Genomic DNA, 24,416 nt, shown 5'->3' with positions numbered 1-24,416 from the left:
CCCCCCCCCCCCCCCCCCCCGCCCCCCCCCCCCCCCCCCCCCCCCCCCCCCCCCCCCCCCCCCCCCCCCCCCCCCCCGACAGGGAGGATTCGACGATGAAGTTGATGCTGACCGAAAGAGCGCTGCATCCGCAGGCCGAGCCCGTCGCCGACGGTTTTAAAAAAGGCAGCATGAACCGGCGCGAATATCTCGCCACCATGGCAGCACTTGGCGTCAGCGTCGCCGGCGCGCTGGCGCTTGTCGGTCTCGCGCCTTCCCCGGCCAGGGCGCAGGAGCCGAAGCGCGGCGGCGTCTTGCGCGTCGCCATGAACGTCAAGGGCTGGAAGGACCCGCGCACCTTCGACGGCGTCGAAATGTCCAATGTCGCCCGCCACTGCAACGAATATCTGGTGCGCTGGAACCGCGATTTCACCTTCGAGCCGTGGCTGCTCGAGAGTTGGGAGACCAGCGACGACGCCCGCGTGCTGACGCTGCACGTCCGCAAGGGCATCACCTGGTCGAACGGCGACACTTTCAACGCCGACGATGTCGTCCACAATCTGACGCGCTGGTGCGACGCCGGCGTCGCCGGCAATTCGGTCGCCGAGCGGATGGGGGCGCTGGTCGACGCCGCCACCAAGAAGCCGATCGACGGCGGCATCGAGCGTGTCGACGACTTTACCGTCCGGCTCAATCTGCCGAAGCCCGACATTTCGCTGATTGCCGGCATGACCGACTATCCGGCGCTGATCATGCACCGCAGCTACGACGGCGACGGCGATCCGCTGAAGGCCTTGGCGATCACCACTGGACCTTGCGAACTGGTGGCATGGGACGCCGAGGTCGGCGCCGAGGTCCGCCGCAAGGACAAGCCGTGGTGGAAGGGCGATTTCTGGCTCGACGGCATCCAATGGGTCGACTACGGCTCCGATCCCAATGCGATGTTTTCGGCCTTCGAATCGGGCGAGATCGACACCAACCACGAAACCGCCGCCGATACCGTCTCGCAGACCGACGCCATGGGTCTGAGCAATTCCGAGCTTGCCACCGGCTCGACCATCGTCGCGCGCTTCAACGTCGGCAATCCGCCCTATGACGACATCAGGGTGCGGCGCGCCGCCCAGCTCTCCGTCGACAATGCCGCAATCCTGAAGATCGGCATGGACGACCGCGGCAAGCCGGCCGAGAACCATCATGTCGGCCCGATGCATGCCGAATACGCCGATATCGGCCCGGCCGTCCGCAATGTCGACGAAGCCAAGACGCTGCTTGCCGAGGCCGGCAAGTCCGATCACGAATACGAGCTCATCTCTGTCGATGTCGACTGGCAGAAGAACACCGGCGACGCGATCGCCGCGCAGATGCGCGACGCCGGGCTGAAGGTCAAACGGACCGTGCTGCCGGCGGCGACGTTCTGGAACGACTGGAGCAAATATCCTTTCTCCTGCACCGAGTGGCTCGGCCGGCCGCTGGGCGTCCAGGTGCTGGCGCTGGCCTACAGATCGGGCGCTGCCTGGAACGAGACCGCCTACGCCAATCCGGAGTTCGACGCCTTGCTCGACAAGGCGCTGGCCACACCCGACGCCAGCGCGCGCAAGGAGATCATGGCCAAGATCGAGCGGAATCTGCGCGATTCCGGCATCATCATCCAGCCCTACTGGCGCTCGGTCTACCGGACGTTCCGCAAGGGCGTGCACGGCTGCGAGCAGCATCAGTCTCTGGAGCAGCATTTCGAGAAGGTCTGGCTCGAGGCGTGATCCTCGTTGCGGGGCACAGGGGCAATCGTTTCAGGTTTGCGCTGCCCCTCATCGCCCTGCCGGGCACTTCTCCCCGTATAGTGACGGGGAGAAGGGGCTGGCCTCAATGCCGGTGCCCTTCCTGTAACGCTGGTGATTGAACGAAACCATTAATGAAAGCGCCCCTCTCCCCGTTCTACGGGGAGAGGATGCCGGCAGGCAGGTGAGGGGCAGCGCCGACATCAACAGTCGATCACCCCACACGCTTGGGCGCTGTGATTTGTCTGAGGTGACTGCCAGGATCCTTAGCCGGCGACGCCAGGCCTTGAAATCTCCTGCCCAAGCCGCACCGTTTCCCGCACCAACAAATCCAGATCGTCGCGCCTGGTGCGGTGGTTGTTGATCGCTACTCTGAGGCAATGCTGGCCGTGCACCGTCGTGTCCGAAAGGGCGGCGATGCCGTCTTCCTGCAGCCGCAGCATGATCTCGGTGTCGAGCGCCTTCTGCCGCTCTGCCGTCAGCCCGTCGCCGCGGTAGCGAAAACAGACGATGTTGATGCTGGTCGGCGCCGTCAGCTCGAGGGTCGGTTCAGCCTCGATCAGCCCGGAGAAATAGTGGCCTTGTGCGATGTTTTGGTCGATCAGCCGGCCGAATTTCTCGATGCCGTGCTGCTTCAGCGCCATTCACACTTTCAGCGCCCTGAAACCGCGTGACGTCTGCAGGCCAAAATCATGCAGCCACTGGCCCGACGCGAGGCCGCGCGGCGTCGATTCCAGATATTCCGGCGTGACCGCGAAGGGTTTGCGATGCGCTGAAGCATCCCTGACTAGGATCAGGACCTATTAATTTGGCATTCAGCAGTCGATTGCAACGGGCCGCCAGCCATCGCTCAAGCGATGGACCAGAAGCCCTTGTGTAAGCTCCTGCTCGCCAGGAGGAGTTAGGCTGCGACTTCCCGGATCGCTCGCGCAAAGACGGGCAAAGAGCGCTCCACCATGCCGTCGTTTGCAGTCAAACTGATCCGCAGACGTCCAGGCAATTGGGCGACGCTGCCGGGCAGCACCCAGACACCGTCAGTTGCGAGGCGTGCCGCGAAGGCCATGTCGTCCGGTATTGGGGAGCGTGGAATGAGATAGAAGGTACCTTCAGGCACCGGCAGGTCGTATCCCGCTGCCCTCAAGCCTTCGACCATGCGATCGCGGCGCCGCGCAAGGGCTGCGACATCTATGCTGAGCTTCTCGAGATCAGGCAGTGCCCGCTGCAGGGTACGGCCGGCGAAAGCCCAACCGTGCGAAACCTGCGCTATGTCGACAGCCTCGCGCAACAGTATGCGATCGGCCTCGGGCATGTCCGCCCCGAGTGCGAGCCAGCCCAGGCGCTCGCCGGGCGCGAGCAAGGTCTTGCCGAAGGAATAGGCGATCAGCGTGTGCGGATAGCTCTCGGCCGGACTGATATGCGCATGGCCGTCAAACACCAGTCGCGCATAGGGCTCGTCGGCAAGGAGATAAATCACCTTGCCAAATCTTTCGGACGCGGCCGCGAGCTTGTCGGCGAGCGCGTCGAGTTGAGCGCGGGGAAAGATGCGGCCGGTCGGGTTGTGCGGCGTGTTGACCACCACCACGCGGGTGCGCGGGGTGATCGCTGCCTCAATCCTTTCGAGATCGAGGTCATAGGTTCCCGGTGCTAGGTCGACGGCGACGGGTGTCCCTGCCGCGCCGCGAATCTGGGCACCATAGGCGAACCAGCCGGGACGCGGATAGATGACCTCCTCTCCCACCTCGAGCACGGCGAGCAGCGCAGCCGCTATCGCGCCGAACCCTCCCGCGGTGATCGCAATGTCGTCTGGCTTGTAGTTTCGGCTTCGCGCCTGGCTGAGCGAACGGGCCACCGTTTCGCGCGCCAGCGCATCGTACTTTTTATAACCGAACCAGTGAACATCCTGTGGCTCGACGTGGCGGATCAATGCATCGACAAATCCACGCAACGGCGTTTCCTGCGGATTGCCGAACATGAAATCGCAGGCATCGGGCCCCAGGCCGTCGCCCTCCAGGACATTTCGCGCAAAATCCATGACCGTGCGCATTTCCTCTGTGACGGCGAGCATCCGGCTGGACACGGTGGCGATTGGCACGACGCACTCCCCCTGCTGCAGGCGGCGCATGTCGAGCGTTTCTTCGAAAGCCATGCCGGAGGATTTTGGCGTCGCGTCCATGGTGGTTTCTCCCTCTCCCGCTACTCGGCCGGGAACTGGCCGCTGGGTGTCGACTGCGAAAGAGCCATTTCCTCCGCGTCCATCTCGGCTTCGATGCCGTCGAACAGCGGCGTCGTCATGTAGCGTTCGCCGGTGTCGGGAAGCATGCACAGGATCACCGAGCCGGGTGCAGCTTTTTCGGCGATCTGGCGTGCCACGGCAAAGGTCGCTCCGCCGGAGATGCCGGTGAAAATCCCTTCCTTTTGCGCCAGCGCCTTGGCCCATTTGATGCCTTCGGGCCCGGCAATCGGCACGACCTCGTCATAGAGGCTGGCGTCGACCGCCTCCTGCAGGACGTTGGGAATGAAATCCGGCGTCCAGCCCTGGATCGGGTGCGGCTCGAAGGCCGGATGGCTGGCGGCGGGTGCGCCGTCGGCGCCGCGCTCCTGCGCCTTGCCGCTGCCGATGAGCTGGGCATTGGCGGGTTCGGCCAGCACGATCCGGATCTCGGGACGCTCGCGGCGCAGCACGCGCCCGACACCGACGACGGTGCCGCCGGTTCCGTAGCCGGTGACGAAGCAGTCGAGCCGCGATGCGGCGAAGTCGTTGATGATCTCGCGCGCCGTCGTCGCCTCGTGAATGGCGGCATTGGCCTTGGTCTCGAACTGGCGGGCCAGGAACCAGCCATTGGCCTTGGCGAGCTCGACCGCCTTGTTGTACATGCCAAAACCCTTCTGGGCACGCGGCGTCAGCACCACCTTGGCGCCCAGCATGCGCATCAGCTTGCGCCGCTCGATGGAGAAACTGTCGGCCATCGTCACCACCAGCGGATAGCCTTTTTGCGCGCAGACCATGGCCAGACCGATGCCGGTGTTGCCGCTGGTCGCCTCGACGACGGTCTGGCCCGGTTTCAGGGCGCCGCTGCGCTCGCCCTCCTCGATGATGTTGAGCGCCAGCCGGTCCTTCACCGACGCTGCCGGATTGAAGAACTCGGCCTTCACATAGATCGTCACATGATCGGGGCCGAGATTGTTGATCCTGATCACCGGCGTATCGCCGACCGTGTCGATAATGCTGTCGAACAGGCGGCCGCGACCGGCCGTGGTCCTGATTTTCCGTTGCTGCAACATGTCTGCTCTCCCCTTTTTGTTGTCGTCACGAGGTGTTCGTTGTCACGAGCCGGTTACAAACCGGCGGCTTGGGCGGCGAGGTTTCGAGACCTTGCCGCGATACGGTCCGTTGCCGTCAACGCGGCCCGGAAAGCTGGCAATGCGGGCAACCGGCGCGGAAAATTCGTTGCCGGATGCCCTCGATCGCTTTCGATGGTAAAACAGAGGACAACTGGCCAGCGTGGGAGCAAGCGTGGAAACGCACGTGGAATCCGCTCGATCGAGCCTGGACGGCGCAGCGGCCGGGCTGTCCGTGCGGCTGCTCGGGCCGCTGACGGTCATCCGTGACGGCGCCACCGTGCAACTGCCGGCATCGCGCAAGCTGCGCGCGCTCTTCGCCTATCTGGGGCTCGCGCCGCATGCCGTCGGCCGCAGCCGTCTGTGCGAGCTTTTGTGGGATGTGCCGAACGATCCGCGCGGCGAGCTTCGCTGGTGCCTCAGCAAGCTCAGGGGCATTCTTGACGAACCGGATCGCCACAGGATCGAAACATCAGGCGACACGGTCGCGCTCGATCTGAAGGGCGTTTCCGTCGACGCCTTCGATGTCGCCTCGGCCGCCGCCACGGGCATCGAGACGCTCGATCTTGAGCGGCTGCAGGCCCTGTCCAGACTATTCGTCGGCGACTTCCTCGACGGGCTGGAGATCGACCGCAGCCCGCATTTCAACAGCTGGCTGATCGCGCAACGCCGCCGCTTCAGCTCGTGGCACGCCGCCATTCTGGAACAGCTCGTCAGCAAGCTCCCGGCGGATGCCGACGAAATGTCCGCGCATCTGGAGAAATGGCTGGAACTCAATCCGTTCGACGCGCGCGCGCACGTGGCTCTTCTGGCAAGCCTGGCGCGGCATGGCCAGATCGCCGCCTGCGAGGACCATCTTGCTTCGGCGGCGCAGCTATTTGCCTCGGAGGATCTCGATTTCGGACCCGTTCGTGAGGCATGGCGGACGATCCGCAGCGAACGACCTGCCGCGACGCTCCGGCCGCAGCCGGCGCTGTCGCCCGCAGCCGCCAAAACGTCAATTGTGCTTCCCGATTCCGGTGTTGCTGCACCGTGCAAGGCGTCGCTCGCGGTAATGCCGTTTGTCGAGGAGGCAGCTGTCGGCGGCTCTTGCGGTGGCCCCTCTTGCGGTGGATTGGCCGACGGCCTCACCCACGACATCATCACCCGTCTGGCCAAGCTCAGGGATTTTTTCGTCATCGCCCGCGGCTCGGTCTTTGCGCTGGCCGAAAAGAACATCGCGCCGGAAGATGCCGGCCGGCGGCTCAATGTCGACTACGTCGCCACCGGGACGGTGCGCAGCCAGGCTGGCCGTGTCGCGGTCAGCGTCGAACTTGTCGAGGTGCGCACGGCCAGGATCGTCTGGGCCGAAACCTTCGAACGCAGGCCCGACGACATCTTTGCCGTCCTCGACGATATCGGCAACAGCATCGTCTCGTCGATCTCCGCCGAGATCGAGATGGTCGAACGCAACCGCGCCATGCTGAAAGCCCCCAGCTCGCTGAACGCCTGGGAAGCCTACCATCGCGGCCTCTGGCACATGTATCGCTTCACCCGCACGGAAAACGAGCAGGCCCGGCATTTCTTCGAAATGGCATTGAAGCTCGATCCGACCTTCGCCCGCGCCTATGCCGGCCTGTCCTTCACCCATTGGCAGAACGCCTTTCAGCGCTGGGGAGACCGCGACCAGGAAAGCGCGCTCGCCTTCGAGACCGCCGGCCAAAGTCTTCTGATCGACGATCACAATCCGGCCGCGCACTGGGCCATGGGCCGGGCGCTGTGGTTGCGCGGCGAGCAGGACGGCTCCCTCATCGAGTTGGAACGGGCGGTGGACCTCAGCCCGAACTTCGCGCTCGGTCATTACGCGCTTTCGTTTGTCCACTCGCAGTCGGGTGATCCGAACGCGGCGATCGGTTCATCCGATCACTCGCGCCATCTCAGTCCGTTCGATCCGCTGCTGTTTGGCATGCTCGGCGCCAGGGCGATGGCGCATGTCCGCCTCGGCCAGTTCGACGAGGCCGCCGAATGGGCGCTGAAGGCCGCCGCCCGTCCCAACGCCCATGCCATCATCCTGGCGATCGCGGCGCACTGCCTGGCGCTGGCGGGCCGGCTTGACGAGGCCCGCACTTTCGCGGCCGCTATCCGCAAGACGCTGCCGAACTACTGCGCCGACGATTTCATCGGCACCTTCCGCTTCGAGCCGGACGCCGAGGCCATGTTCCGGCAAGGCGCCAGGCGCATCGGCTTGGGGTGATCACGCGGGCGGTGGAGAAGGGGGAGCATCTATATGCCGAGGATCGACTTGGCCTGGTTGAGCGCAGCCTCTGATCCTGCATGATCGCCGGCGGCGTGCAATTTCTCGCCCTGGGCGCGCAGTTCCTTGACTTTGGTCTTGTCCGCCTCGGCGATGGTCGCGGTCGGCAATGCCGCGTCGATCTTGGCCATGATGGTCGGGCATGAATTCGCAAAGGCTGTCGCAGGAATGACCGCCAGGAAAACCGCAAGCGAAATTGATCGTAACATGGACGTTTCTCCCTTGCCGGAACGCGCAATTTCGGCGCCCGGCGCAGGAATGGTACAGCCAATGCCCGAACGTGCCAATCACGATGATGCCGCTGGGTTGGGGCACGCTGCGGTCGGCCGGGCTTTTTCTCGTGGTTTCTGAATCTTTCACCCCGGCTGGTCGCCAACTTCGTCACGTCAAAAGTAGACGCCAGGTTCGCGGCAATCGTCAGATCGCCGCAAAACCCTTCGACCAGTGCGGATCAGGTGGGCTGAACGGATTTGACATTGCCGTCCGTATCGACAAGGCAGCTTGTCTTTTTGCCGCTGGCATCGAGTTCGACCTGATAGGTTTTGGAATCGATCTTGCTCGATGAAACCGGAAGTATTTTGGTGCTGTCGGCACCGCTCGCCTTGGCGGCCGCGTCGGCGCAAAGCAGCTGAAGGTCCGCCGGGGCCGTCTCGACCTGGGTCCTGGACATCTGGTCCTGAGGCGGCGGCGGCGGCGCGCTGACGCAAGCGCTCAAGGCCCCCGCCAAGAATCCAATTGCTGTTGCCCGGATCGAAGTTCTCACTGCAGGTTTTGCCGACATTGCTTGGTCCCTCTCCGAATGCCGCTTCACACACCCCGGCTTCACACGCCCGGCTTCACACACCCCGGGCTTCACACACCCTTGTAAAGTGCCGCCCCCTGCATGAGGACGATGACCTTGGCGCCAACCTTGACGCGCGATGCCAGATCGGTGATGTCGTCGTTCCGCATCCGGATACAGCCTGATGACACGTCGAGCCCGATCGTCCACGGCTCCGGCGTGCCGTGTATCCGGTAGATCGTGTCCTGGTCGCGCTCATACAGATAGAGCGCCCTGGCGCCGAGCGGGTTGTCGGGCCCTCCCGGCATGCCTCCCGCATGTTTGACAGCATTCGGATCGCGAGCGACCATTTCGGCCGGCGGCGTCCAGGTCGGCCATTCCGCCATGCGGCCGACGCGCACGATTCCGGCCCATCCAAAGCCTTCCCGGCCGACGCCAATCCCGTAGCGCATGGCGCGCTGACCCGGCTGCACAAGGTAGAGAAAATGCTGGTTGCCGTCGATGATGATCGTACCGGGCGCTTCCGCGGTGCGGAACTTGACCATCTGCGGGCGAAACGCCTCTGGCACTTGATTATGCGCGGCATAGTATTTGCGCGCCTTGGCGCGGTCATAGTCCACCCATTTGCGGGTTTTCGGATCGAAAACCTGGGTTCCGGCAGCCAGCGCCGCCACCGCGACAAGACCGAGCGCTACCGCGACAATTGCCGTCAGGCAGCGCCGCTGGAGAGCGGTGCGTCCCGCGATCGTCAGCTTTCCGGTCATGGATTTGCCCACCCTTGCACCCGAGCGCCCTGCGCGGCGACCCATTGTTTGGCGTACTCGTAAGGATCCTGGCGCTCCACCTGGAGCGCATAACTCATCTTGGTGGCGTCCTCGGGCTTGAGGGCGACCCGTTCCAGGAACGCGACCACCTCAGGATATTTCTTGCGCAGCGAGGTGGCGTAAGCGATGTGGAAATGTGCCGTATCCCATGACACCGGCGCGCTGGACTTCGAGACCCAGAGCGGGTCCTCGGAAGGCAGCACGATCTTCCACTTTGCCGGGTCAAAAGGCGGCTCGGCAAGCCGGACAATTTCGTGCAGTTCAAACACGTGATGCGGCGCATAGCAGGCAAACACCATCGGATGAGCCGTGGCAACCGCGGCATCGACAGCCGCCATTCCGACATCCTCCGGCGTCTCCAGCAATGTCATTGTCTCGGCGTAGCCATAGCTGTTGGCGCGGACACGCTCGATCGCCGTCGAGGACCAACCCTCGGCGCCAATCCAGAGTTCTCCGCGTCCGTCCCGATCCGTGTCCAACGCGGCGGTTTTGCGCGGGTCGGTGAGATCCGAAATGTCGCGGATGCCAAATTTGTCGGCAGTTTCGCGGGTGGCGCATATCCCCTGCCATGCCGGCACACCGATGGGACTGATGGCTACCGTGCCGGCGCCGTCGACATACTTCTTCAGCAGATTGTCCAGGTTGGGCAGCCAGATTTCGGGATGAATATCCACCTCGCCCGAATCGAGGCCGGCAAAGGCAATGAGCGTCCCCATCTCGCGCACATCGGCATCGAGCCCGAAATGTTGCTTCAGGCTGACCTTGAGAATGTTTGCCGTCGCCTGGCCCGACGGCCAGTTCGGCATTGCAATGACGAGATCAGCCGCGTGGACCGGAACCGCCAGCATCGTCAATGCCGCCAGCGACATTCTCCGCAGGCACCGCCGAAATCGGTTGTGCATTTCTTTCCCCTCGTTTCGGTGCCGAAAAGAACCGGGACGGGAACAATCTGTCACGGCAAGCACCGGGTTGTGACAGCAGCCCAATGGTCTGACGGCAACTGCTGAAGGTGCAGCAGTGCATTCGCCAAGGAGAGCGCCGTCACATGCCGCCCCTGCACGCTACTCGATGACATTCCGTATGGGAAGATGCTCAGACACGGCCGCCGCGCGACAACCTCAGAGATGTCCGCAGGCATGCGCCTTACGAACCAGGGGGCGTATCAGGACGCCTTGTTGGGTGAGGTCATTCGCAAGGCGACAGCTTTGTGTAGCAGCCGATGACCCGGAAACCTATGGTTTCCAGGAGATCAAGAGCTTACAAAGGGATTGGTGCCCAGAAGAGGACTCGAACCTCCACTCCTTGCGGAACACGGACCTGAACCGTGCGCGTCTACCAATTCCGCCATCTGGGCTGGTGCGGGCTCTTTAGGCGGGCAAACGGTGAGTGTCAACGCGCTTTTTTGAAAGCTGCCCCGCCGGCTCAGCCGGCCAGCACTTCCTTGGATGCCACCGTCGAATCGGCGTTGAGCCTGTAGATGACCGGCACGCCGGTGCCGAGCTCGAGTCTGACGATCTCCTCGCCCGACTTGCCGTCCAGCGCCATGATCAGCGCGCGCAGCGAATTGCCGTGCGCCGCCACCAGCACTGTGCCGCCGCGCAGCACATGCGGCTGCAGGTCGTGCAGATAATAGGGCCAGACGCGCGCGCCGGTGTCCTTCAGGCTTTCGCCGCCGGGCGGCGGCACGTCGTAGGAGCGGCGCCAGACATGCACCTGCTCCTCGCCCCATCTCTTGCGCGCGTCGTCCTTGTTGAGGCCGGAGAGGTCGCCATAGTCGCGCTCGTTCAGCGCCTGGTCGCGAATAGTCTCGAGATCGCCCTGGCCGACCGCGTCGAGAATATGCTGGCAGGTCTTCTGCGCCCGGATCAGCGACGAGGTGAAGGCGATGTCGAATTTCATGCCGCGCGCCTTCAGCTTGGCGCCCGCCTCCCTGGCCTCGGCGTGGCCCAATTCGGTCAGGTCGACGTCGCGCCAGCCGGTGAAAAGGTTCTTCAGGTTCCATTCGCTCTGGCCATGGCGCACGAGCACGAGAGTTCCCGACATTTTTGCTCCTTAGGTTTGGTGGATGAGATCGTCTCAGGCGAGTCCGAGCACGTCGCGCATCGAATACAGTCCCGGCTTCCTGCCGCGCGCCCACAGTGCGGCCTTGACCGCGCCGCGGGCGAAGATCGCCCGGTCCTCGGCGTGATGGGCGAGCGTGATGCGCTCGCCGGTGCCGGCCAGCAGAACCCTGTGGTCGCCGACCACCGAACCGCCGCGCAGCGTGGCGAAGCCTATCGAGCCGGTCCTGCGCACGCCGGTATGGCCGTCGCGCGACCGCACGCTGTTCCCGTCAAGATCGATGCCGCGCCCAGCGGCGGCGGCTTCACCGAGCAGCAGCGCCGTTCCCGACGGCGCGTCGACCTTGTGCCGGTGGTGCATTTCCAGGATCTCGATGTCGAAATCGTCGGCATCGAGCGCGCGCGCCGCCTGCTCCACCAGCACCGCCAGCAGATTGACGCCGAGGCTCATATTGCCTGACTTGACGATCGTCGCATGGCGCGCCGCCGCCGCTATCTTTGCATTGTCGTCCGCCGAGCAGCCGGTGGTGCCGATGACATGGGCGATGCGCGCCTGCGCCGCATAGCCGGCGAATTCCACGGTCGCCGCCGGGCTGGTGAAATCGAGGACGCCGTCGGCCCTGGCGAAAGCCGGCAGCGGATCGTCGCCGATCACCACGCCGATAGTGCCGATGCCGGCCAGTTCGCCGGCATCCTTGCCGAGATGGGGCGAGCCGGCCCGCTCGATCGCGCCGGCGACGCGGGCGCCCGGAATGGTGTGGATGGCGCGGATCAGCGCCTGGCCCATGCGACCGGCCGCGCCGACCACCACCAGGCCCATTTCACTGACGGGGGGGTCGTTTGTGGGCGTACCGCTCATAAATTTCTCCCAATCGCCTTTTTCGCGCGCCGCAGCGGAGTTTGGATTGGCTTGCCGTCGTCGACAAGCCCCAGCCCCTTGTTGCCCTGCACCCGATGGAACCGGGCATAGACGCTGTGCGGGTCGGCCATCAGCGAGGCATGCGTGCCTTGCTCGACCAGCCGGCCCTGGTCCAGCACGATGATATGGTCGGCATTGACCACGGTCGACAGCCGGTGCGCAATGACGATGGTCGTGCGCCCCGCCATGATCTGGGTCAGCGCCTGCTGGACGCGCGCTTCCGCTTCGTTGTCGAGCGCCGAGGTCGCCTCGTCGAGCAGCAGGATCGGCGCCTGCCGCACGATGGCGCGAGTGATCGACAGGCGCTGGCGCTGGCCACCCGACAGCGTCAGGCCGCCTTCGCCGACAGGGGTGTCATAGCCCTGCGGCTGCAGGCGGATGAAGCCATCGGCCTCGGCCTGTTGCGCGGCCAGCTCGATCTCGGCGTCGCTGGCGCTCAGCCGCCCGTAGCGAATGTTGTCGCGAATGCTGCCTTCGAACAGATAGGGCTGCTGCGAGACATAGGCGATGGAGCGGCGCAGCGACTGCTTGGTGACTTGCGAAATGTCTTGGCCGTCGACCTCGATGCTGCCCGCCTCGACATCGTAAAAACGCTGCAGCAGCGCCACCAGCGTCGATTTGCCGGCGCCCGAGGCGCCGACGATGGCCGTCATCTTGCCGGCGGCGGCAACGAAGCTGAGATCCTGCAGCACCGGGGCGTCGGCGACATAGCCGAACGACACATTGTTGAAGCGCACCTCGCCCCGGGTGATCTTCACTTCGGCCGCGCCGGCCGCGTCGCCCTGCTGCGGCTCGAGGTCGAGCAACTCGTAGATCATGCGCGCATTGACAAGCGCCCGTTCCATGCCGACCTGCATGCGCGCCAGCCGCCGGGCCGGGTCGTAGGCAAGCAGCAGTGCGGTGATGAAGGAAAACACCGCGCCGGGCGGCTGGCCGCCGACGGCTGCCCGGTAGCCGGAATAGGCGATGACGCCGGCGACGGCGAAACCGGCCAGCATGTCGGAGATCGGCGATAACCGTTCCGAGACGCGGGCGATGCGGTTTGCCCGCTGCTCGGCGCCAGCGACAAGATCGCCGATGCGGCGCGACAGCTCGTTCTCCAGCGTGAACGCCTTGACGATGGCGATGCCTTGCGTTGCTTCCTGCATGGCGCCGATCAGCCGCGCGTTTATCTGCACGGCTTCGCGGGTGGCGCGCCTTATCCTGCGGGTCAGATAGACGACGGTGTAGATCAGCGGCGGCCCGATCAGCAGCGACATCAGCGACAGCATCGGATCCTGCCAGATCATGACGCCGATCAGCGCGATCAGCGATACGGCGTCGCGTGCCAAGGATGTCAGCGTCATCGACAGCAGGTCGCGGATGCCGTTGACGTTCTCGTTGATCTGGGCGGCCAGCCGTCCCGAGCGCGTGTCGTTGAAGAAACCGATGCCGAGCTTCATCAGATGGGCGAAGATGCGGCGCTGGTAGCGCGCCACCAGATTGTTGCCGATCCTGGCCAGCGTCACCGCCTGGCCGTAGGTGGCCAGCCCGCGCAGCATGAAGGCGCCCAGGATCAACAAGCAGATCAGCGCGATCAGATCGCCGCGCTGCTGGTAGAATATCTGGTCGACGACATCCTTCATGATCCAGGCGGTGAAGGCGGTGGTGGCCGCAACCATCACCAGGCACAGAACGGCCAGAACATAATACCAGCGATAGTCGCGGCCGTTCTCGGCGAGGATGCGGCGGATCACCGCCACGACCTCGCCGGGCCGGGCTTTGGCTTGGTGGTTTGGCGACTGGTTCAAGTCGGGATCGTTCCGTGATGTCGGTCCGGCTCCGCGGCCGGGTTAATTCGGCAATCCTCTTAGCGCCCCGGTGCCGGCTTGCCTATGGCCGAGGCCGGCAAAAACTCTGTGGGGTCACGCCCGCCAGCGTCGCCCCGCCGTCTGGACGCCGAACAGCGATGGGTTTCTGGCAAAGGCGGCAAGGCCGGAAAGCGCTGCCAGCGGATGGGTGATCACATAGACCGGCATGGTGCGCATCAACTCGCTGTGCGGCGCCTTGTCCTCGAAGGCGGCGCGGAAATTGTCGGTTTTCAGCGCCGGCAGGATTTTCTGCGCGATGCCGCCGGTTAGGAAGACGCCGCCGCGGCTCATGAACACCAGCGCAAGGTCGCCGGCGGTGCGCCCGAGGCAGGTGACGAACAGCGACAGCGCTTCCTCGGCCACCGGATCTGACTTCGCCAGCGCCGCGGCGGTGACCTCGGCCGGCGTGGTCAACGGCGCCGGCTTGCCGTCCGCCTTGGCCACCGCCCGGTAGGCATTGACCAGGCCGCGCCCGGACAGGATCTGTTCGCCGGAGATTCTGCCCTCGAGCTTCTCGATATGCGCAAACACCTGGAAATCGCGCGGCGAGCGCGGCCCGATATCCATGTGCCCGCCCTCGCCGGGCACCGGGATCCAGTGGTTCAGCGCGTGCACCAGGCCGGCGACGCCGAGCCCGGTCCCGGGGCCGAGCACCACGCGCCCGGCATTCGGCTCCGGCGCATCGCCGCCGATCTTTTCCATATGCTCTTCGCCGAGCGCGACGACGGCCAGCGCCTGCGCCTCGAAATCATTGAGCACCACGACGTCGCCGAGGCCGAGGCTGGCAAACATTTTTTTCGGCTTGACGATCCACGGGCAGTTGGTGAGCGGGATCTCGTCGCTGTCGACCGGGCCGGCCACCGCCAGCACGGCGGAGTTGGGCCGCATCGACGAGCGGTCGAGCACCGCCGCCTGGATCGCCGCGTCGATCGTGTTGAAATTGGCGGTCTGGACGATCTGCGGTTCGGTTGGTTCCGAATCCGCGTCGAGCACGATCGAAAAGCGCGCATTGGTGCCGCCAATGTCGCCGATCAGGACCGGAAACTGCAGCACGGTGTCGTCGTCTGGCATGCTCTCGTCCGTCCCGGTTCCCAGTGGCGTTCCGTTCTTTCGTTGACTAGCGCATGACCCGGGAAAGGGAAAGTCGCTTCAGGGTCAGTTCCGGAGCAATCACTTCCGGTCCGAATTTCGTACTAACCTCATTCAGCGTTGGCGCTGCCCCTCACCTGCCTGCCGGCATCCTCTCCCCGAATAGTGACGGGGAGAGGGACGCTCTTGTCACCGGTTTCGCCAATCACCAGCGTCGCAGGCAGGGCGCGAAGGCAGCGGCCAGCCCCGTCGCTATACGGGGAGAAATGCCCGGCAGGGCAATGAGGGGCGGCGCCGACCCCAACAGTTGGTTGTTGGCCTCAATACCCCGGCCGGGGTCGCGGCAGCGGAATGCCGATCTCGGGCGTTTCGGCGTAGGCGTTGGCCGTGGCCGGGAGGGCTGCCGCGCCGCTTGCCGATGCCCGCGCCGGCGACGGAGCCTTGGTGAGAACGGGTGCAGCCGCGACCGGCACGCCGTCGCCATAATAGGTGACCGCCTCCGCCGAAGCCGGATTTGGCCCGTCGAGCACGGCCTGGCATGCTGCGGGCAGGCTCGCCATCGTCATCAGGTCGCGCGCTTTCGGCCTGTCCGGGTTCTTGTTGGGGCGCCACGGCTCCTCGGTGAACCACCATGCCAGCGACTGGTCGCAGCCGTCGCCTGGCGCGGTGTTTTCCTGCGCCTTGCATTTGGGCGAGCCGGGCTGGCAGCCGATGCGGATGTGGAAGTGATAGTCGTGGCCCCAGAACGGCCTTACCTTGCGCAGCCATCCACGGTCGCCTTTCACCGTGTCGCAGAGCTTCTTCTTGATCCCGGGATTGACCAGGATGCGCTCGACTTCCGCATAGCTTGCCGCGCGCTTCAGCAGCCGCGTATGCGCCGGCGCCCAGAGCGCATCTTTAACCAAATGGGTCTTTTCGTCGACAAGCAAGGTGGCGCTCATGTTTTCGCGCTGCTCGAGCGAAAGCTTGCGGTCGGGCATTGGCGTCAGCCAGATGTCGGCGTCGAGGCCGATCTGGTGCGAGGCATGGCCGGTCAGCATCGGACCGCCGCGCGGCTGCGAAATGTCGCCCACCAAAAGGCCGGGCCAGCCATCGGCCGCGGCGTCGCGCGACAGTTTCTCGATCAGCGCGATCATCGTCGGATGGCCCCAGCGGCGGTTGCGCGAAGGCCGCATCACCTCCCATTTCGGGCCGTTCAGGGGTATGGCGACGCCGCCGGCAAAGCAGCCCTTGGAATAAAAACCGATCGACTGCGGCGAAGCCACGGCCGGCAGTTTTTTGGCGCCGAACAGGTTTTTCGCCAGTTCCTCGGCCGCCGCAGGTCGCGCTGCAAGCCCCGCCAAGGCGAGGACGGCGAGTGCTGCTAATGCATGTCGCCCAAAAGTGCGCAGCGGTTTTGGGACAACGACATGCGTAAACAGAAATCTAAAGCGCGTTGCGACGCGCTTCAGCAGCAACGATTTGCCGGGCAATGGTCGCTTCAACATCGTCATGAAAGCAGAACCCCTCTGCAAATTGGTCGAATCATATCACGCCCGGCGCGCGATTTCGATCACGACCGCTTCATCGGGCTGCGCGCCTCGCCATCGCGCCAGTTGCCCAAAACCCACATATGGTCGAAGGCCGACCGGTAGTCGGGAAAGCGGAAGCGATAGCCGGCCGCCTTGATCGCCGTGTTGGCGACACGCTTGTTCTCGCCATAGAAGGACCGCGCCATGGGCGAAAGTTGGGCGGTCTCGAACGGAATTTCCGGCGGCGGTGTGACGCCCATCAGCCCTGCGGCATAGGTGACGACGTCCTGCGGCGGCGCCGGCAGGTCGTCGGTGACGTTGAAGATGCCGCCGCTGATGTCCTCGAGCAGATGCCAGAGCGCCCCGGCAATGTCGTCGCAATGGATGCGGTTGAACACCTGGCCGGGCTTGATCAGCCGCCGCGCGGTGCCGTTTTCCAGATTGACCAGGGCATTGCGGCCCGGCCCGTAAATGCCGGAAAGCCGCAGGATCGCCACCGGCCGGGCGATGTCTCGACCCAGCTTCAGCCAGTCCTGCTCGGCGGCGACACGCAGCATCGAGCGCTTCGACAGCGGCCTGCATTCGGAGGTCTCGTCGACCCAGCCGCCGCCATGGTCGCCGTAGACGCCGACGGTGGAGAGATAGGCGATCCATTCGAGCGCCGGGATCTTCGCGATTGCCTGGCGCGCCGCATTCAGCACCGGGTCGCCGGCCTCTTCCGGCGCCACCGAGACGACGAGGTGGGTTGTTTTCTCGAGCGCGTCGCTGATTTCAAGCGTCAGCGCGCCATCGAAAAGCAGCGGCTGGATTCCGGCTTGCCGCAGCGCTTCGAATTTCTCCGCTGCGCGTGTCGTGCCAAGGATCGTGCCGGCATCCTTGCTGGCGCGGGCAAATGCCTTGCCCGAATAGCCGGCGCCGAAAATGAGGATCTGCTTCTCGCTCATGCATGCGCCTCGATCTGGTTTGCCAGCGCTAGGCGCCATTCGCGTCGCACGGCCTCGTCGCCTTCTGCTTTCACCGCAGCGGTGGCCGATTTGGCGAAATCCGAAGCCGGCACAAGCCGTGACAGCGCCCATACCGCTGCGCCGCGCACCAGCGGCGAGGCGTCACCGAGCAGCGCACGCACGGCGTTTCCGAGCGAGGGTTCGCCGGAATTGCCGGCGGCGATCAGCACGTTGCGGACAAAGCGGTCGCGACCGATGCGCTTGACCGGCGAACCGCTAAAGAACGACCGGAAGGAAGCGTCGTCGAGCGCCAACAGATCGGCGAGCGGCGGCTCGCGCAAGTCCGCGCGGGCGACGAGCTTTGCCTCGGACGCTGCCCGGGCAAACTTGTTCCATGGGCAGGCGGCCAGGCAATCGTCGCAGCCATAGATGCGGTTGCCGATTTTTTCGCGGAACTCGTGCGGGATCGGCCCCTTGTTCTCGATGGTGAGGTAGGAGATGCAGCGGCGCGCATCGAGCCGGTAGGGAGCCGGAAAGGCGTCGGTCGGGCAGGCGTCGAGACAGGCGCGGCAAGAGCCGCAATGGTCGTCTTCGGGCGTATCGGATGCAAGCTCGGCCGTCGTGAAGATGGTTCCAAGGAACAGCCAGGAGCCGTGCTCGCGGCTGACCAGATTGGTGTGCTTGCCTTGCCAGCCGAGGCCGGCGGCTTCTGCCAGCGGCTTTTCCATCACCGGGGCGGTGTCGACGAACACTTTTACGTCGCTCCCAGAGTGCCCCACGATCTTGCCGGCGATCTCTTTCAGCCGGCCCTTCATCACGTCGTGATAATCGCGGTTCTGCGCATAGACGGAGATCGCGCCCAGCTGGCGCTTGCCCAGCACCGCGCGCGGGTCGTGGTCCGGCCCGTAGTTCATGGCCAGCACGATGATCGAGCGAACTTCGGGCCAAAGCGCCATCGGCTCGCCGCGGCGTTCGAGCGTCTCGGCGATCCAACCCATCGAGCCGTGGAAGCCGTCGGCGACGAATGCGGCAAGCCGGGCCGACGCCTGCGGGATGGCATCGGGCGTGGTGACGGCAACGGCATCGAAACCGGCGCGCCGCGCCTCGCGGTCGATCAGCGCGCGCAGGTTTTGCGCTCTAGAAATCGAGGTCCGCATAATGTGACACCGGCGACAGGCCGCGCACCCGGTCGGACAAAAGCGGCCGGAACGATGGCCGTGATTTCACCCGTGCATACCATTCGCGCGCGGCAGCGTGTTCGCGCCAGTCGATCTCGCCGAGATAGTCGAGCACGGACAGCGCAGCCGCAGCCGCGAGATCGGCATAGGTGACCTTGCTGCCGGCCAGCCAATGGCGGGTGCCGGCCAGCCAGTTGGTGTATTTCATGTGCTGGCGGATGTTGGCGCGCGCGGCGCGGATCGCCGCCGAATCGGGCGAGCCGCCGCCCGCCGTTTCCGGCATGATCGGCTTCAGCACGCGCTCGCGCACCAGGTGCCGCGTCACCTCGCTATCGGCCTTGCTGAGATACCAGTCGGTCAGCCGGCGGATTTCGGCGCGCTCCATCGGGTCCTCGGCGAACAGCCGCTTGTCGCGCTTGAGCACGCCGCGCGTCTCGTCGAGATATTCGCCGATGACCATGGCGCCGACGATCGGCACGTCGCCCTCGGCAAGCAGGATCGGCAGCGTGCCGGCCGGGTTCAGCGCCAGGAACTCCTTGCGCCGCATCCACGGCTTTTCCTCGATCAGCGCCAGTTCCTCGCCATACTCGCCGAAAGCGAGGCGAACGAAGCGGCAGGTGGCGAACATCGGGTGGTGGAAAAGCGTCAGCATGGTCCCGCGATAATAGAGCGCACTGGCAAATCGCCGGCTGCGCCGGTAAGTCTTGGCCGCCCCGATTCAGGGGGCCGCCCCGATTCAAAGGGCCGTCAGGGTGCTGCGACCTATAGGAGGAGTTCCGCGCCATGACAAGCAAGCCGTTCTTCAAAGCTCTCACTCGAACGCCGAGGTTTCCATGGAAAGCCAGACCATTGTCGAAGCGCTGCTGCTCGGCATGATCGAGGGCATGACCGAGTTCATTCCGGTCTCGTCGACCGGCCATATCCTGCTTGCCGGTCATTTTCTCGGCTTCCATTCGACCGGCAAGGCCTTCGAGATCCTGATCCAGCTCGGCGCCATACTGGCGATCCTCAGCGTCTATTTCCATCGCCTGTGGCAGATGCTGGTCGACCTGCCGCGTGATCGGGTGACGCGGCATTTCGTTCTCGGCATCCTCGTCGCCTTTCTGCCGGCGGCCGTCATCGGCGCGCTGGCGCATGGCTTCATCAAGACGGTGCTGTTTGAATCGCCGAGGCTGATCTGCGTCATGCTGATCATCGGCGGCCTGGTCCTGCTGTGGGTGGATCGCTTCAAGCCGAAGCCGCTCTATCACGACGTCGAGCGGTTTCCGCTCCGGCTCTATCTGCAGATCGGACTGTTCCAGTGCCTTTCGCTGATCCCCGGCACGTCGCGTTCCGGTTCGACGATCGTCGGCGCGCTGCTTCTGGGCGTCGACAAACGCGCGGCGGCGGAATTCTCCTTCTTTCTCGCCATGCCGACGATGGTCGGCGCCTTCGCCTTCGACCTGTTCAAGAACCGCAATGTGCTGACCAGCGCCGATCTGCCCATCATCGCCGCCGGTTTCATCGCCGCCTTCGTCGCGGCGCTTATCGTCGTGCGCTTCCTGCTCAACTACGTCTCGCGCCACGGCTATTCGCTGTTCGGCTGGTGGCGGCTGGTTATCGGCACCGTCGGCCTGGCGGCGCTGTTCGTCCGGGGGTGAGGCGGCATGCTTATTTTGTCGCCAAGGGCTCTATTTGTTCGTTTGGCCTAACAATGTCGGCTGATGGTGGGGGACGACCAGCGTAGACCCGCCCCTCCAACCCAAGCCGTCATCGCGGGGTCGTTCTCGCCCGCTTGAATGCATCTGATGGCCGAATCGACTGTGTTCACCACTCTTCAGAACTTTTTCACGCCGATATCATGACTTCGAACGAGCCCTCGCGTCCTCTCTCCCACGACGTTCCCACACGGTTCGGGCGTCGAACTGAGGAGATAAAGGATGATCAACCGCATCTTGGGAGTTCTCGTGATCGGCGCCGCGACCACCGCGTCCGCTGGTGATGGTCTGAGCCGCCACATTCTCGAACGGGCAGCAAGCTGTTGGCCTACGCAGACGGCGATGCGCGGGATCAGCTTCAGTGCAGATGTCCACGTCAGCTTCACCCGCGAGGGGCACGTCAGTGCCATCCAAATCGTCGACGTAGCGCCGCAGTCCGAGACGTTCAAGGACGTGGCCAGGGATTTCGCGGATGCATTGAAGCGCTGTGGTCCGTACGTCACCGAAGGCAAGAGCGAAATGAACCTCAATCTCTCATGGCCGCTGTAAACGCAGCGAAGTGCTGCTACTTCGTCACCGAGAATTCATAACGCTTGAAGCGAGGCAGCAGGATGTATTCGTTCGGGGCTCCGGGTGTGACGCTCAGGTTGCGGAACACGGCGCCACAGCCCGTCAGTTTACGCGGATAGGCGGTGCACAAGCTGTCGCCCTGCACCCACATTCGACCGGTCACGACCTCCTCACCAACTGTTCGGGTCACGCTGCCGTCTGCCGCAATCACAGCATGGTAAGCCAAGACATCGGGCAGAACCTGGCGTCCCGTCAGCTCGTGTCCGATCATGAGATTGCCGATGTCGACGCCATTCATCCGTTCAGCGGATTCGGGTTCCATTCCGGCAGGAAGCTCAGAAACCCCTGCCTTCCTCAAGCCATCGAGCAGGCGAACGATATCTTCCTGTCGCTTGTAGACGAAGAACTGCTGCGCGATCAGCAGGTTCGGCTGACCCTCCTGCCTTTCCGACAGCACGCTTCGGAGCTGCTCCAGGGCAGAGGCCGCTTCCGGCAGGCGATCGAGATGCGCAAGCGCTGCGACAAGAACATGCAGGCCGTAGAACTTCGTCCAGGGATTGGGCGACCGAACATCGACCTGCTCAAGCTGCGCGACCGCCTCCTCGTAGCGGCCCTGGCCGAACGCCGCCAAGCCAGCCTGATAGTGTCGCCACTCCGTCCACCCGGGATCGACGCGTAGGGCCGCCTCGAGAAAGGTTCGCCCCTCAGCCGGCCTGCCGTTGAAGATGAGGGCCTGGCTCAGCCCTTCGTAGGTCCAGGAATCGCTCGGGTCGAGCGCTATCGCCTTTTGCAGGGCAGCCACCGCCTCGTCGGACCTATGCTCCCGGACCAGAAGCTCGGAAATCAGCTGGTAGTAACCAGGCGACGGATTTCCGGCAGCGATGGCCAGATTGCCGTAGAGCTCGTCGTCGATCTCGGTCCAACCAAGCCCTAGGGCCTGTCTCCTCGCGTCGTCGGCATCCCAGTGGAGCCATGCCAATTCCGCGGCCGCCGCGCCGAAATCGGCATCCAGCGCCAGGGCCTGGCGCAGGTAGCGAGATGCGTCCACGGTGCCTGATGGTGTATCCGTTCGTCGCGCCTCGATAGCGCGCCGAAAAGCCTGGTAAGCTTCCGGATCGTTAGTATCGCCGGACACGGCCAGGTTTGCTTTTCCCGGGACGAGCTTTAGCTGCAGTGCGGCGACAATCTGGCCGGTCACCTGGTCCTGGAGCTTGAACACATCGCTGAACGGACCTTCGAACCGCTCGGCCCAGATCTGGCCAACCGTCGAGGCATCGACCAAGTGCGCATTGATGCGCACTTCATCGCCGAGACGTCGAACCGAGCCCTCCAGCAGGTAGCGGACGCCGAGCTCTTTCGCGATCTTCGCCGGCGGCAGACCGCTGTTGCGATATGCACGCGCGGCATTGCGCGAGACGACAAACAGGCCGGGAACGCGCGCCAGCTCTGTCGTCAGATCGTCCGCGAAACCGTTGGCAAGATAGGCCTGCTCCTCGGCTTCGCTGAGATTTGCGAACGGCAGCACCGCGATCGAGAGCGAGGTCGGCACTCCCGTATCAAATGTAGGCCTCCAGATGAACGCCGCGACTGCGGCAATGATTGCCAGTACAGCGCTTACAAATATCAGGCTTCGCCGGCTTTTGGTCTCGTGCTGGTCGGGAGAGGCAGTGCCGTGAACCTGCGGGTAGCGATCGTGAGGTATGCCGGGCGCTTGGCATTCGGCGACAAAGCGATATCCCCGTCGCGCGACTGTCTTGAGCAGGCTCTGCTTCTCGTCGCCGATGGCTTTCCTGATTTCGCTGATGCACTGGGAAAGACTGTTTTCCGTCACCGCGATGCCGGGCCAGACAGCGTCCAGGAGTTCCTCCTTGGTCACGACACGGTTGGCGTTGGCGACCAGATGCTTCAGCACCGCGAGCGATTGAGGCCTCAGCGGGACATCTTCACCATGCTCGCCGTGCAGGAGACCGGCGTCGAAATCGAACTCGACACCGTTTAGAACAAGGCTCGGCGGATTGACCAGGTTCAAAGCAGCTCTCGATCATCGTGCTGATCGTTCGGGCGGCATGTTGCTTGGACAGGCCGCCTTGGACTTGAGAATCGGCGCCTGTCGCCGAAAGTCAACTAGCGTTTGAAAGTCGGCACTGCTTCCCGGGACGAAACCTTCGCGCTGCGATCGCAAAAGTCCGGAAATGGCGCACCCACAAGCGGTAGCGCCCGCACGTTTCTTCTCGGCGTTGCGGCTACCGTTGGCGCCGATCAATGAGGCCTGGGCTTAGCTCTGCCCGTAAAAAACATTCTCGACATGCACCGGCCAGCGCCACGGCAGCACCGCGACCATGTCGAAGCGCACCGACAATCTGCCATAGTCGGACTGGCGCAACAGCCAGATATCGGCGGCGCTTTCGATGCGGCGCTCCGATTCGTAGCGAACAGCCTCCATCGCTTCCACCAGCGTGCGGCGCGCCTTCACCTCGACGATCAGCACCAGGTCGCCGCGCCGCGCGATCAGGTCGATCTCGCCGAACCGCGTGCGGTGGCGGCGCGCCAGGATCCGATAGCCCTTCACCATCAATGCCGCAGCCGCCAGCCACTCGCTGCGGTGGCCGCGCCGATAGGCGCGCTGGCGGCTGGCGACCGGGCGTTCAGCCATCGCCGGCTTTCCTACTATCCTTGAGTTCGAGCAGCCGTCGGTAAAGCGCCTGCTTCTGGCCGCCGGTCATCTTGGCGGCTTCCGCCGCCGCCTTGGAGGCCGGCATCTCGGCGGCAAGCGAAAGCAGAAGCCGGTCGATGTCCGCCGGCTCGTCGGCCGTTGCGTCCGACGGGCCGACGCAGATGACGATCTCGCCCTTCGGCGTGTCGGCCGCCGCGTAATGATCGGCGAGCGACTGCAGGCTGCCGGTCCGTATCTCCTCGAAGGTCTTGGTCAACTCGCGGCCGATCGCGGCCTTGCGGGCGCCACCCAGCGCCTCGACCATGGCACCGAGCGTCTCGGCCAGACGGCGCGGCGATTCGAAGAAGATCAGCGTCGCCGGCACGGTTTTAAGCGCTTCCAGCCGCGCCAGCCGCTGGCCGGTCTTCACCGGCAGGAAGCCGGCGAACAGGAAGGCGTCTGAGGGCAGGCCGGAGGCCGTCAGCGCCGCGAGCGGCGCCGACGGGCCGGGGATCGGCACGACGCGAATGCCCTGGTAGAGCGCTTCGCCGACCAGCCGGTAGCCGGGATCGGAGATCAGCGGCGTGCCGGCGTCCGAGATCAGCGCCACGCTCTGCCCGGCCAGCAGGGCTGCGATCAGCTTTGGGCCGGCCTCGCCGGCATTGTGCTCGTGATAGGCTGACGTGCGGCGGCGGATGCCGTAGCGGTCGAGCAGCACGCGACTGACACGCGTGTCCTCGCAGGCGACGATGTCGGCTGCGGCGAGCGTTTCAAGCGCGCGCAACGTGATATCGGCGAGGTTGCCGATCGGCGTCGCCACCAGGTAGAGCGCCGGCTCGAGCGGCCGGGCCGGTATCTCGGTCTGGCCGATCACGTAGCTGCGTTTTGCCGACTCGCCGGTCACCGGTATCCCCCATCAGGCTCTGACCTTGAATGCATTCGGCCCTGTTTGGC

Annotated in this window: 21 protein-coding genes, 1 tRNA gene and 2 pseudogenes; 4 read left to right on the top strand and 20 right to left on the bottom strand. The window is 64.6% G+C overall.

Going from position 1 to position 24,416, the window contains the following annotated elements:
• Nucleotides 1–95: 95 nt before the first annotated feature.
• The gene (locus AC0L2C_RS16315) at nucleotides 96–1,736 is read left to right on the top strand and encodes an ABC transporter substrate-binding protein (RefSeq protein ID WP_128245743.1); all 1,641 of its coding nucleotides are present in this window, start codon (nucleotides 96–98) and stop codon (nucleotides 1,734–1,736) included.
• Nucleotides 1,737–2,020: 284 nt separating this feature from the next.
• Here AC0L2C_RS16315 and AC0L2C_RS16310 read toward each other — a convergent pair.
• The 3 genes and pseudogenes from AC0L2C_RS16310 to AC0L2C_RS16300 form a co-directional block, all read right to left on the bottom strand.
• Nucleotides 2,021–2,545: pseudogene (locus AC0L2C_RS16310) on the bottom strand (pyridoxal-dependent decarboxylase); the annotation flags it as partial.
• A gap of 110 nt (nucleotides 2,546–2,655) precedes the next feature.
• Nucleotides 2,656–3,927, bottom strand: coding sequence for an aminotransferase class I/II-fold pyridoxal phosphate-dependent enzyme (locus AC0L2C_RS16305; protein ID WP_128176606.1), 1,272 nt, complete (start codon nucleotides 3,925–3,927; stop codon nucleotides 2,656–2,658).
• Between the two features lie 20 nt (nucleotides 3,928–3,947).
• Nucleotides 3,948–5,036 carry a PLP-dependent cysteine synthase family protein gene (locus AC0L2C_RS16300; RefSeq protein ID WP_128176608.1) on the bottom strand — a complete coding sequence of 363 codons (1,089 nt, stop codon included), beginning with the start codon at nucleotides 5,034–5,036 and terminating at the stop codon, nucleotides 3,948–3,950.
• A gap of 244 nt (nucleotides 5,037–5,280) precedes the next feature.
• Here AC0L2C_RS16300 and AC0L2C_RS16295 point away from each other — a divergent pair, with 244 nt between their 5' ends.
• Nucleotides 5,281–7,326, top strand: a complete 2,046-nt coding sequence (locus AC0L2C_RS16295; protein ID WP_287362975.1) for a BTAD domain-containing putative transcriptional regulator — start codon at nucleotides 5,281–5,283, stop codon at nucleotides 7,324–7,326.
• 29 nt (nucleotides 7,327–7,355) lie between these two features.
• On the opposite strand, the gene AC0L2C_RS16290 is transcribed toward AC0L2C_RS16295, so the two are convergent.
• From AC0L2C_RS16290 to AC0L2C_RS16230, 13 genes are all read right to left on the bottom strand, one after another.
• Nucleotides 7,356–7,595: a hypothetical protein gene (locus AC0L2C_RS16290; protein WP_128245741.1), complete on the bottom strand. Its 240-nt coding sequence runs from the start codon at nucleotides 7,593–7,595 to the stop codon at nucleotides 7,356–7,358.
• A gap of 242 nt (nucleotides 7,596–7,837) precedes the next feature.
• Nucleotides 7,838–8,056, bottom strand: a complete 219-nt coding sequence (locus tag AC0L2C_RS16285; RefSeq protein ID WP_353842955.1) for a hypothetical protein — start codon at nucleotides 8,054–8,056, stop codon at nucleotides 7,838–7,840.
• Nucleotides 8,057–8,238: 182 nt separating this feature from the next.
• The gene (locus AC0L2C_RS16280; protein ID WP_287065731.1) at nucleotides 8,239–8,931 is read right to left on the bottom strand and encodes a L,D-transpeptidase; all 693 of its coding nucleotides are present in this window, start codon (nucleotides 8,929–8,931) and stop codon (nucleotides 8,239–8,241) included.
• Nucleotides 8,928–9,893, bottom strand: coding sequence for an ABC transporter substrate-binding protein (locus AC0L2C_RS16275; RefSeq protein WP_128169283.1), 966 nt, complete (start codon nucleotides 9,891–9,893; stop codon nucleotides 8,928–8,930). The genes AC0L2C_RS16280 and AC0L2C_RS16275 overlap by 4 nt, the downstream gene beginning before the upstream one ends.
• Before the next feature lie 367 nt (nucleotides 9,894–10,260).
• Nucleotides 10,261–10,345 (bottom strand) — tRNA-Leu (locus AC0L2C_RS16270).
• A 68-nt stretch (nucleotides 10,346–10,413) separates the two neighbouring features.
• A complete protein-coding gene (locus AC0L2C_RS16265) occupies nucleotides 10,414–11,034 on the bottom strand; it encodes a 2,3-bisphosphoglycerate-dependent phosphoglycerate mutase (RefSeq protein ID WP_128245722.1) in 621 nt (206 codons plus the stop codon).
• Between the two features lie 33 nt (nucleotides 11,035–11,067).
• Nucleotides 11,068–11,910, bottom strand: a complete 843-nt coding sequence (gene dapB, locus AC0L2C_RS16260; protein WP_128245721.1) for a 4-hydroxy-tetrahydrodipicolinate reductase — start codon at nucleotides 11,908–11,910, stop codon at nucleotides 11,068–11,070.
• Nucleotides 11,907–13,760, bottom strand: a complete 1,854-nt coding sequence (locus AC0L2C_RS16255) for an ABC transporter ATP-binding protein (protein ID WP_473523835.1) — start codon at nucleotides 13,758–13,760, stop codon at nucleotides 11,907–11,909. Before AC0L2C_RS16255 ends, dapB begins: the two co-directional genes overlap by 4 nt.
• A gap of 114 nt (nucleotides 13,761–13,874) precedes the next feature.
• Nucleotides 13,875–14,891, bottom strand: coding sequence for a glucokinase (locus AC0L2C_RS16250; protein WP_128169286.1), 1,017 nt, complete (start codon nucleotides 14,889–14,891; stop codon nucleotides 13,875–13,877).
• 338 nt (nucleotides 14,892–15,229) lie between these two features.
• Nucleotides 15,230–16,402, bottom strand: coding sequence for a penicillin-insensitive murein endopeptidase (gene mepA / locus AC0L2C_RS16245; protein ID WP_287344332.1), 1,173 nt, complete (start codon nucleotides 16,400–16,402; stop codon nucleotides 15,230–15,232).
• Between the two features lie 59 nt (nucleotides 16,403–16,461).
• Nucleotides 16,462–17,364, bottom strand: coding sequence for an SDR family oxidoreductase (locus AC0L2C_RS16240; protein ID WP_473523834.1), 903 nt, complete (start codon nucleotides 17,362–17,364; stop codon nucleotides 16,462–16,464).
• Nucleotides 17,361–18,521, bottom strand: a complete 1,161-nt coding sequence (gene queG, locus AC0L2C_RS16235) for a tRNA epoxyqueuosine(34) reductase QueG (RefSeq protein WP_473523833.1) — start codon at nucleotides 18,519–18,521, stop codon at nucleotides 17,361–17,363. Before queG ends, AC0L2C_RS16240 begins: the two co-directional genes overlap by 4 nt.
• Nucleotides 18,502–19,194 (bottom strand): glutathione S-transferase family protein, encoded by a 693-nt coding sequence (locus AC0L2C_RS16230; RefSeq protein WP_128169289.1) that lies wholly within the window; start codon nucleotides 19,192–19,194, stop codon nucleotides 18,502–18,504. Before AC0L2C_RS16230 ends, queG begins: the two co-directional genes overlap by 20 nt.
• 181 nt (nucleotides 19,195–19,375) lie before the next feature.
• Between AC0L2C_RS16230 and AC0L2C_RS16225 the strand changes: the two genes are divergently transcribed.
• Both AC0L2C_RS16225 and AC0L2C_RS16220 read left to right on the top strand, forming a co-directional pair.
• Nucleotides 19,376–20,182 carry an undecaprenyl-diphosphate phosphatase gene (locus AC0L2C_RS16225; RefSeq protein ID WP_023803684.1) on the top strand — a complete coding sequence of 269 codons (807 nt, stop codon included), beginning with the start codon at nucleotides 19,376–19,378 and terminating at the stop codon, nucleotides 20,180–20,182.
• Nucleotides 20,183–20,461: 279 nt separating this feature from the next.
• Nucleotides 20,462–20,788 (top strand): hypothetical protein, encoded by a 327-nt coding sequence (locus AC0L2C_RS16220; RefSeq protein ID WP_473523832.1) that lies wholly within the window; start codon nucleotides 20,462–20,464, stop codon nucleotides 20,786–20,788.
• A gap of 16 nt (nucleotides 20,789–20,804) precedes the next feature.
• Here the strand turns inward: AC0L2C_RS16220 and AC0L2C_RS16215 are convergent, their stop codons facing one another.
• The 4 genes and pseudogenes from AC0L2C_RS16215 to rsmI all read right to left on the bottom strand — a co-directional run bounded on the left by AC0L2C_RS16215 (nucleotide 20,805) and on the right by rsmI (nucleotide 24,366).
• Entirely contained in the window at nucleotides 20,805–22,334 is a 1,530-nt protein-coding gene (locus tag AC0L2C_RS16215; RefSeq protein ID WP_473523839.1) for a tetratricopeptide repeat protein, read from the bottom strand.
• 261 nt (nucleotides 22,335–22,595) lie between these two features.
• A pseudogene (locus AC0L2C_RS16210) lies at nucleotides 22,596–22,721 on the bottom strand (winged helix-turn-helix domain-containing protein); the annotation flags it as partial.
• Between the two features lie 363 nt (nucleotides 22,722–23,084).
• Entirely contained in the window at nucleotides 23,085–23,462 is a 378-nt protein-coding gene (locus tag AC0L2C_RS16205) for a YraN family protein (RefSeq protein ID WP_473523831.1), read from the bottom strand.
• Entirely contained in the window at nucleotides 23,455–24,366 is a 912-nt protein-coding gene (gene rsmI / locus AC0L2C_RS16200; RefSeq protein WP_287066806.1) for a 16S rRNA (cytidine(1402)-2'-O)-methyltransferase, read from the bottom strand. The genes AC0L2C_RS16205 and rsmI overlap by 8 nt, the downstream gene beginning before the upstream one ends.
• Between the last annotated feature and the right edge of the window lie 50 nt (nucleotides 24,367–24,416).

Source organism: Mesorhizobium sp. WSM4845 (genome assembly GCF_055811455.1).
The sequence above is the reverse complement of the archived record's forward strand: the minus strand, read 5'-3'. Positions and strand labels throughout refer to the sequence as shown.

Coding starts and splice junctions, on each gene's coding strand:
- AC0L2C_RS16305 (WP_128176606.1), bottom strand. CDS start 3,927: ATGGACGCGACGCCAAAATCCTCCGGCATGGCTTTCGAAGAAACGCTC.
- AC0L2C_RS16230 (WP_128169289.1), bottom strand. CDS start 19,194: ATGCTGACGCTTTTCCACCACCCGATGTTCGCCACCTGCCGCTTCGTT.
- AC0L2C_RS16280 (WP_287065731.1), bottom strand. CDS start 8,931: ATGACCGGAAAGCTGACGATCGCGGGACGCACCGCTCTCCAGCGGCGC.
- AC0L2C_RS16225 (WP_023803684.1), top strand. CDS start 19,376: ATGGAAAGCCAGACCATTGTCGAAGCGCTGCTGCTCGGCATGATCGAG.
- AC0L2C_RS16240 (WP_473523834.1), bottom strand. CDS start 17,364: ATGAGCGAGAAGCAGATCCTCATTTTCGGCGCCGGCTATTCGGGCAAG.
- dapB (WP_128245721.1), bottom strand. CDS start 11,910: ATGAGCGGTACGCCCACAAACGACCCCCCCGTCAGTGAAATGGGCCTG.
- mepA (WP_287344332.1), bottom strand. CDS start 16,402: ATGACGATGTTGAAGCGACCATTGCCCGGCAAATCGTTGCTGCTGAAG.
- AC0L2C_RS16220 (WP_473523832.1), top strand. CDS start 20,462: ATGATCAACCGCATCTTGGGAGTTCTCGTGATCGGCGCCGCGACCACC.
- AC0L2C_RS16315 (WP_128245743.1), top strand. CDS start 96: ATGAAGTTGATGCTGACCGAAAGAGCGCTGCATCCGCAGGCCGAGCCC.
- AC0L2C_RS16205 (WP_473523831.1), bottom strand. CDS start 23,462: ATGGCTGAACGCCCGGTCGCCAGCCGCCAGCGCGCCTATCGGCGCGGC.
- AC0L2C_RS16290 (WP_128245741.1), bottom strand. CDS start 7,595: ATGTTACGATCAATTTCGCTTGCGGTTTTCCTGGCGGTCATTCCTGCG.
- AC0L2C_RS16285 (WP_353842955.1), bottom strand. CDS start 8,056: ATGTCCAGGACCCAGGTCGAGACGGCCCCGGCGGACCTTCAGCTGCTT.
- AC0L2C_RS16265 (WP_128245722.1), bottom strand. CDS start 11,034: ATGTCGGGAACTCTCGTGCTCGTGCGCCATGGCCAGAGCGAATGGAAC.
- AC0L2C_RS16300 (WP_128176608.1), bottom strand. CDS start 5,036: ATGTTGCAGCAACGGAAAATCAGGACCACGGCCGGTCGCGGCCGCCTG.
- AC0L2C_RS16250 (WP_128169286.1), bottom strand. CDS start 14,891: ATGCCAGACGACGACACCGTGCTGCAGTTTCCGGTCCTGATCGGCGAC.
- queG (WP_473523833.1), bottom strand. CDS start 18,521: ATGCGGACCTCGATTTCTAGAGCGCAAAACCTGCGCGCGCTGATCGAC.
- AC0L2C_RS16275 (WP_128169283.1), bottom strand. CDS start 9,893: ATGCACAACCGATTTCGGCGGTGCCTGCGGAGAATGTCGCTGGCGGCA.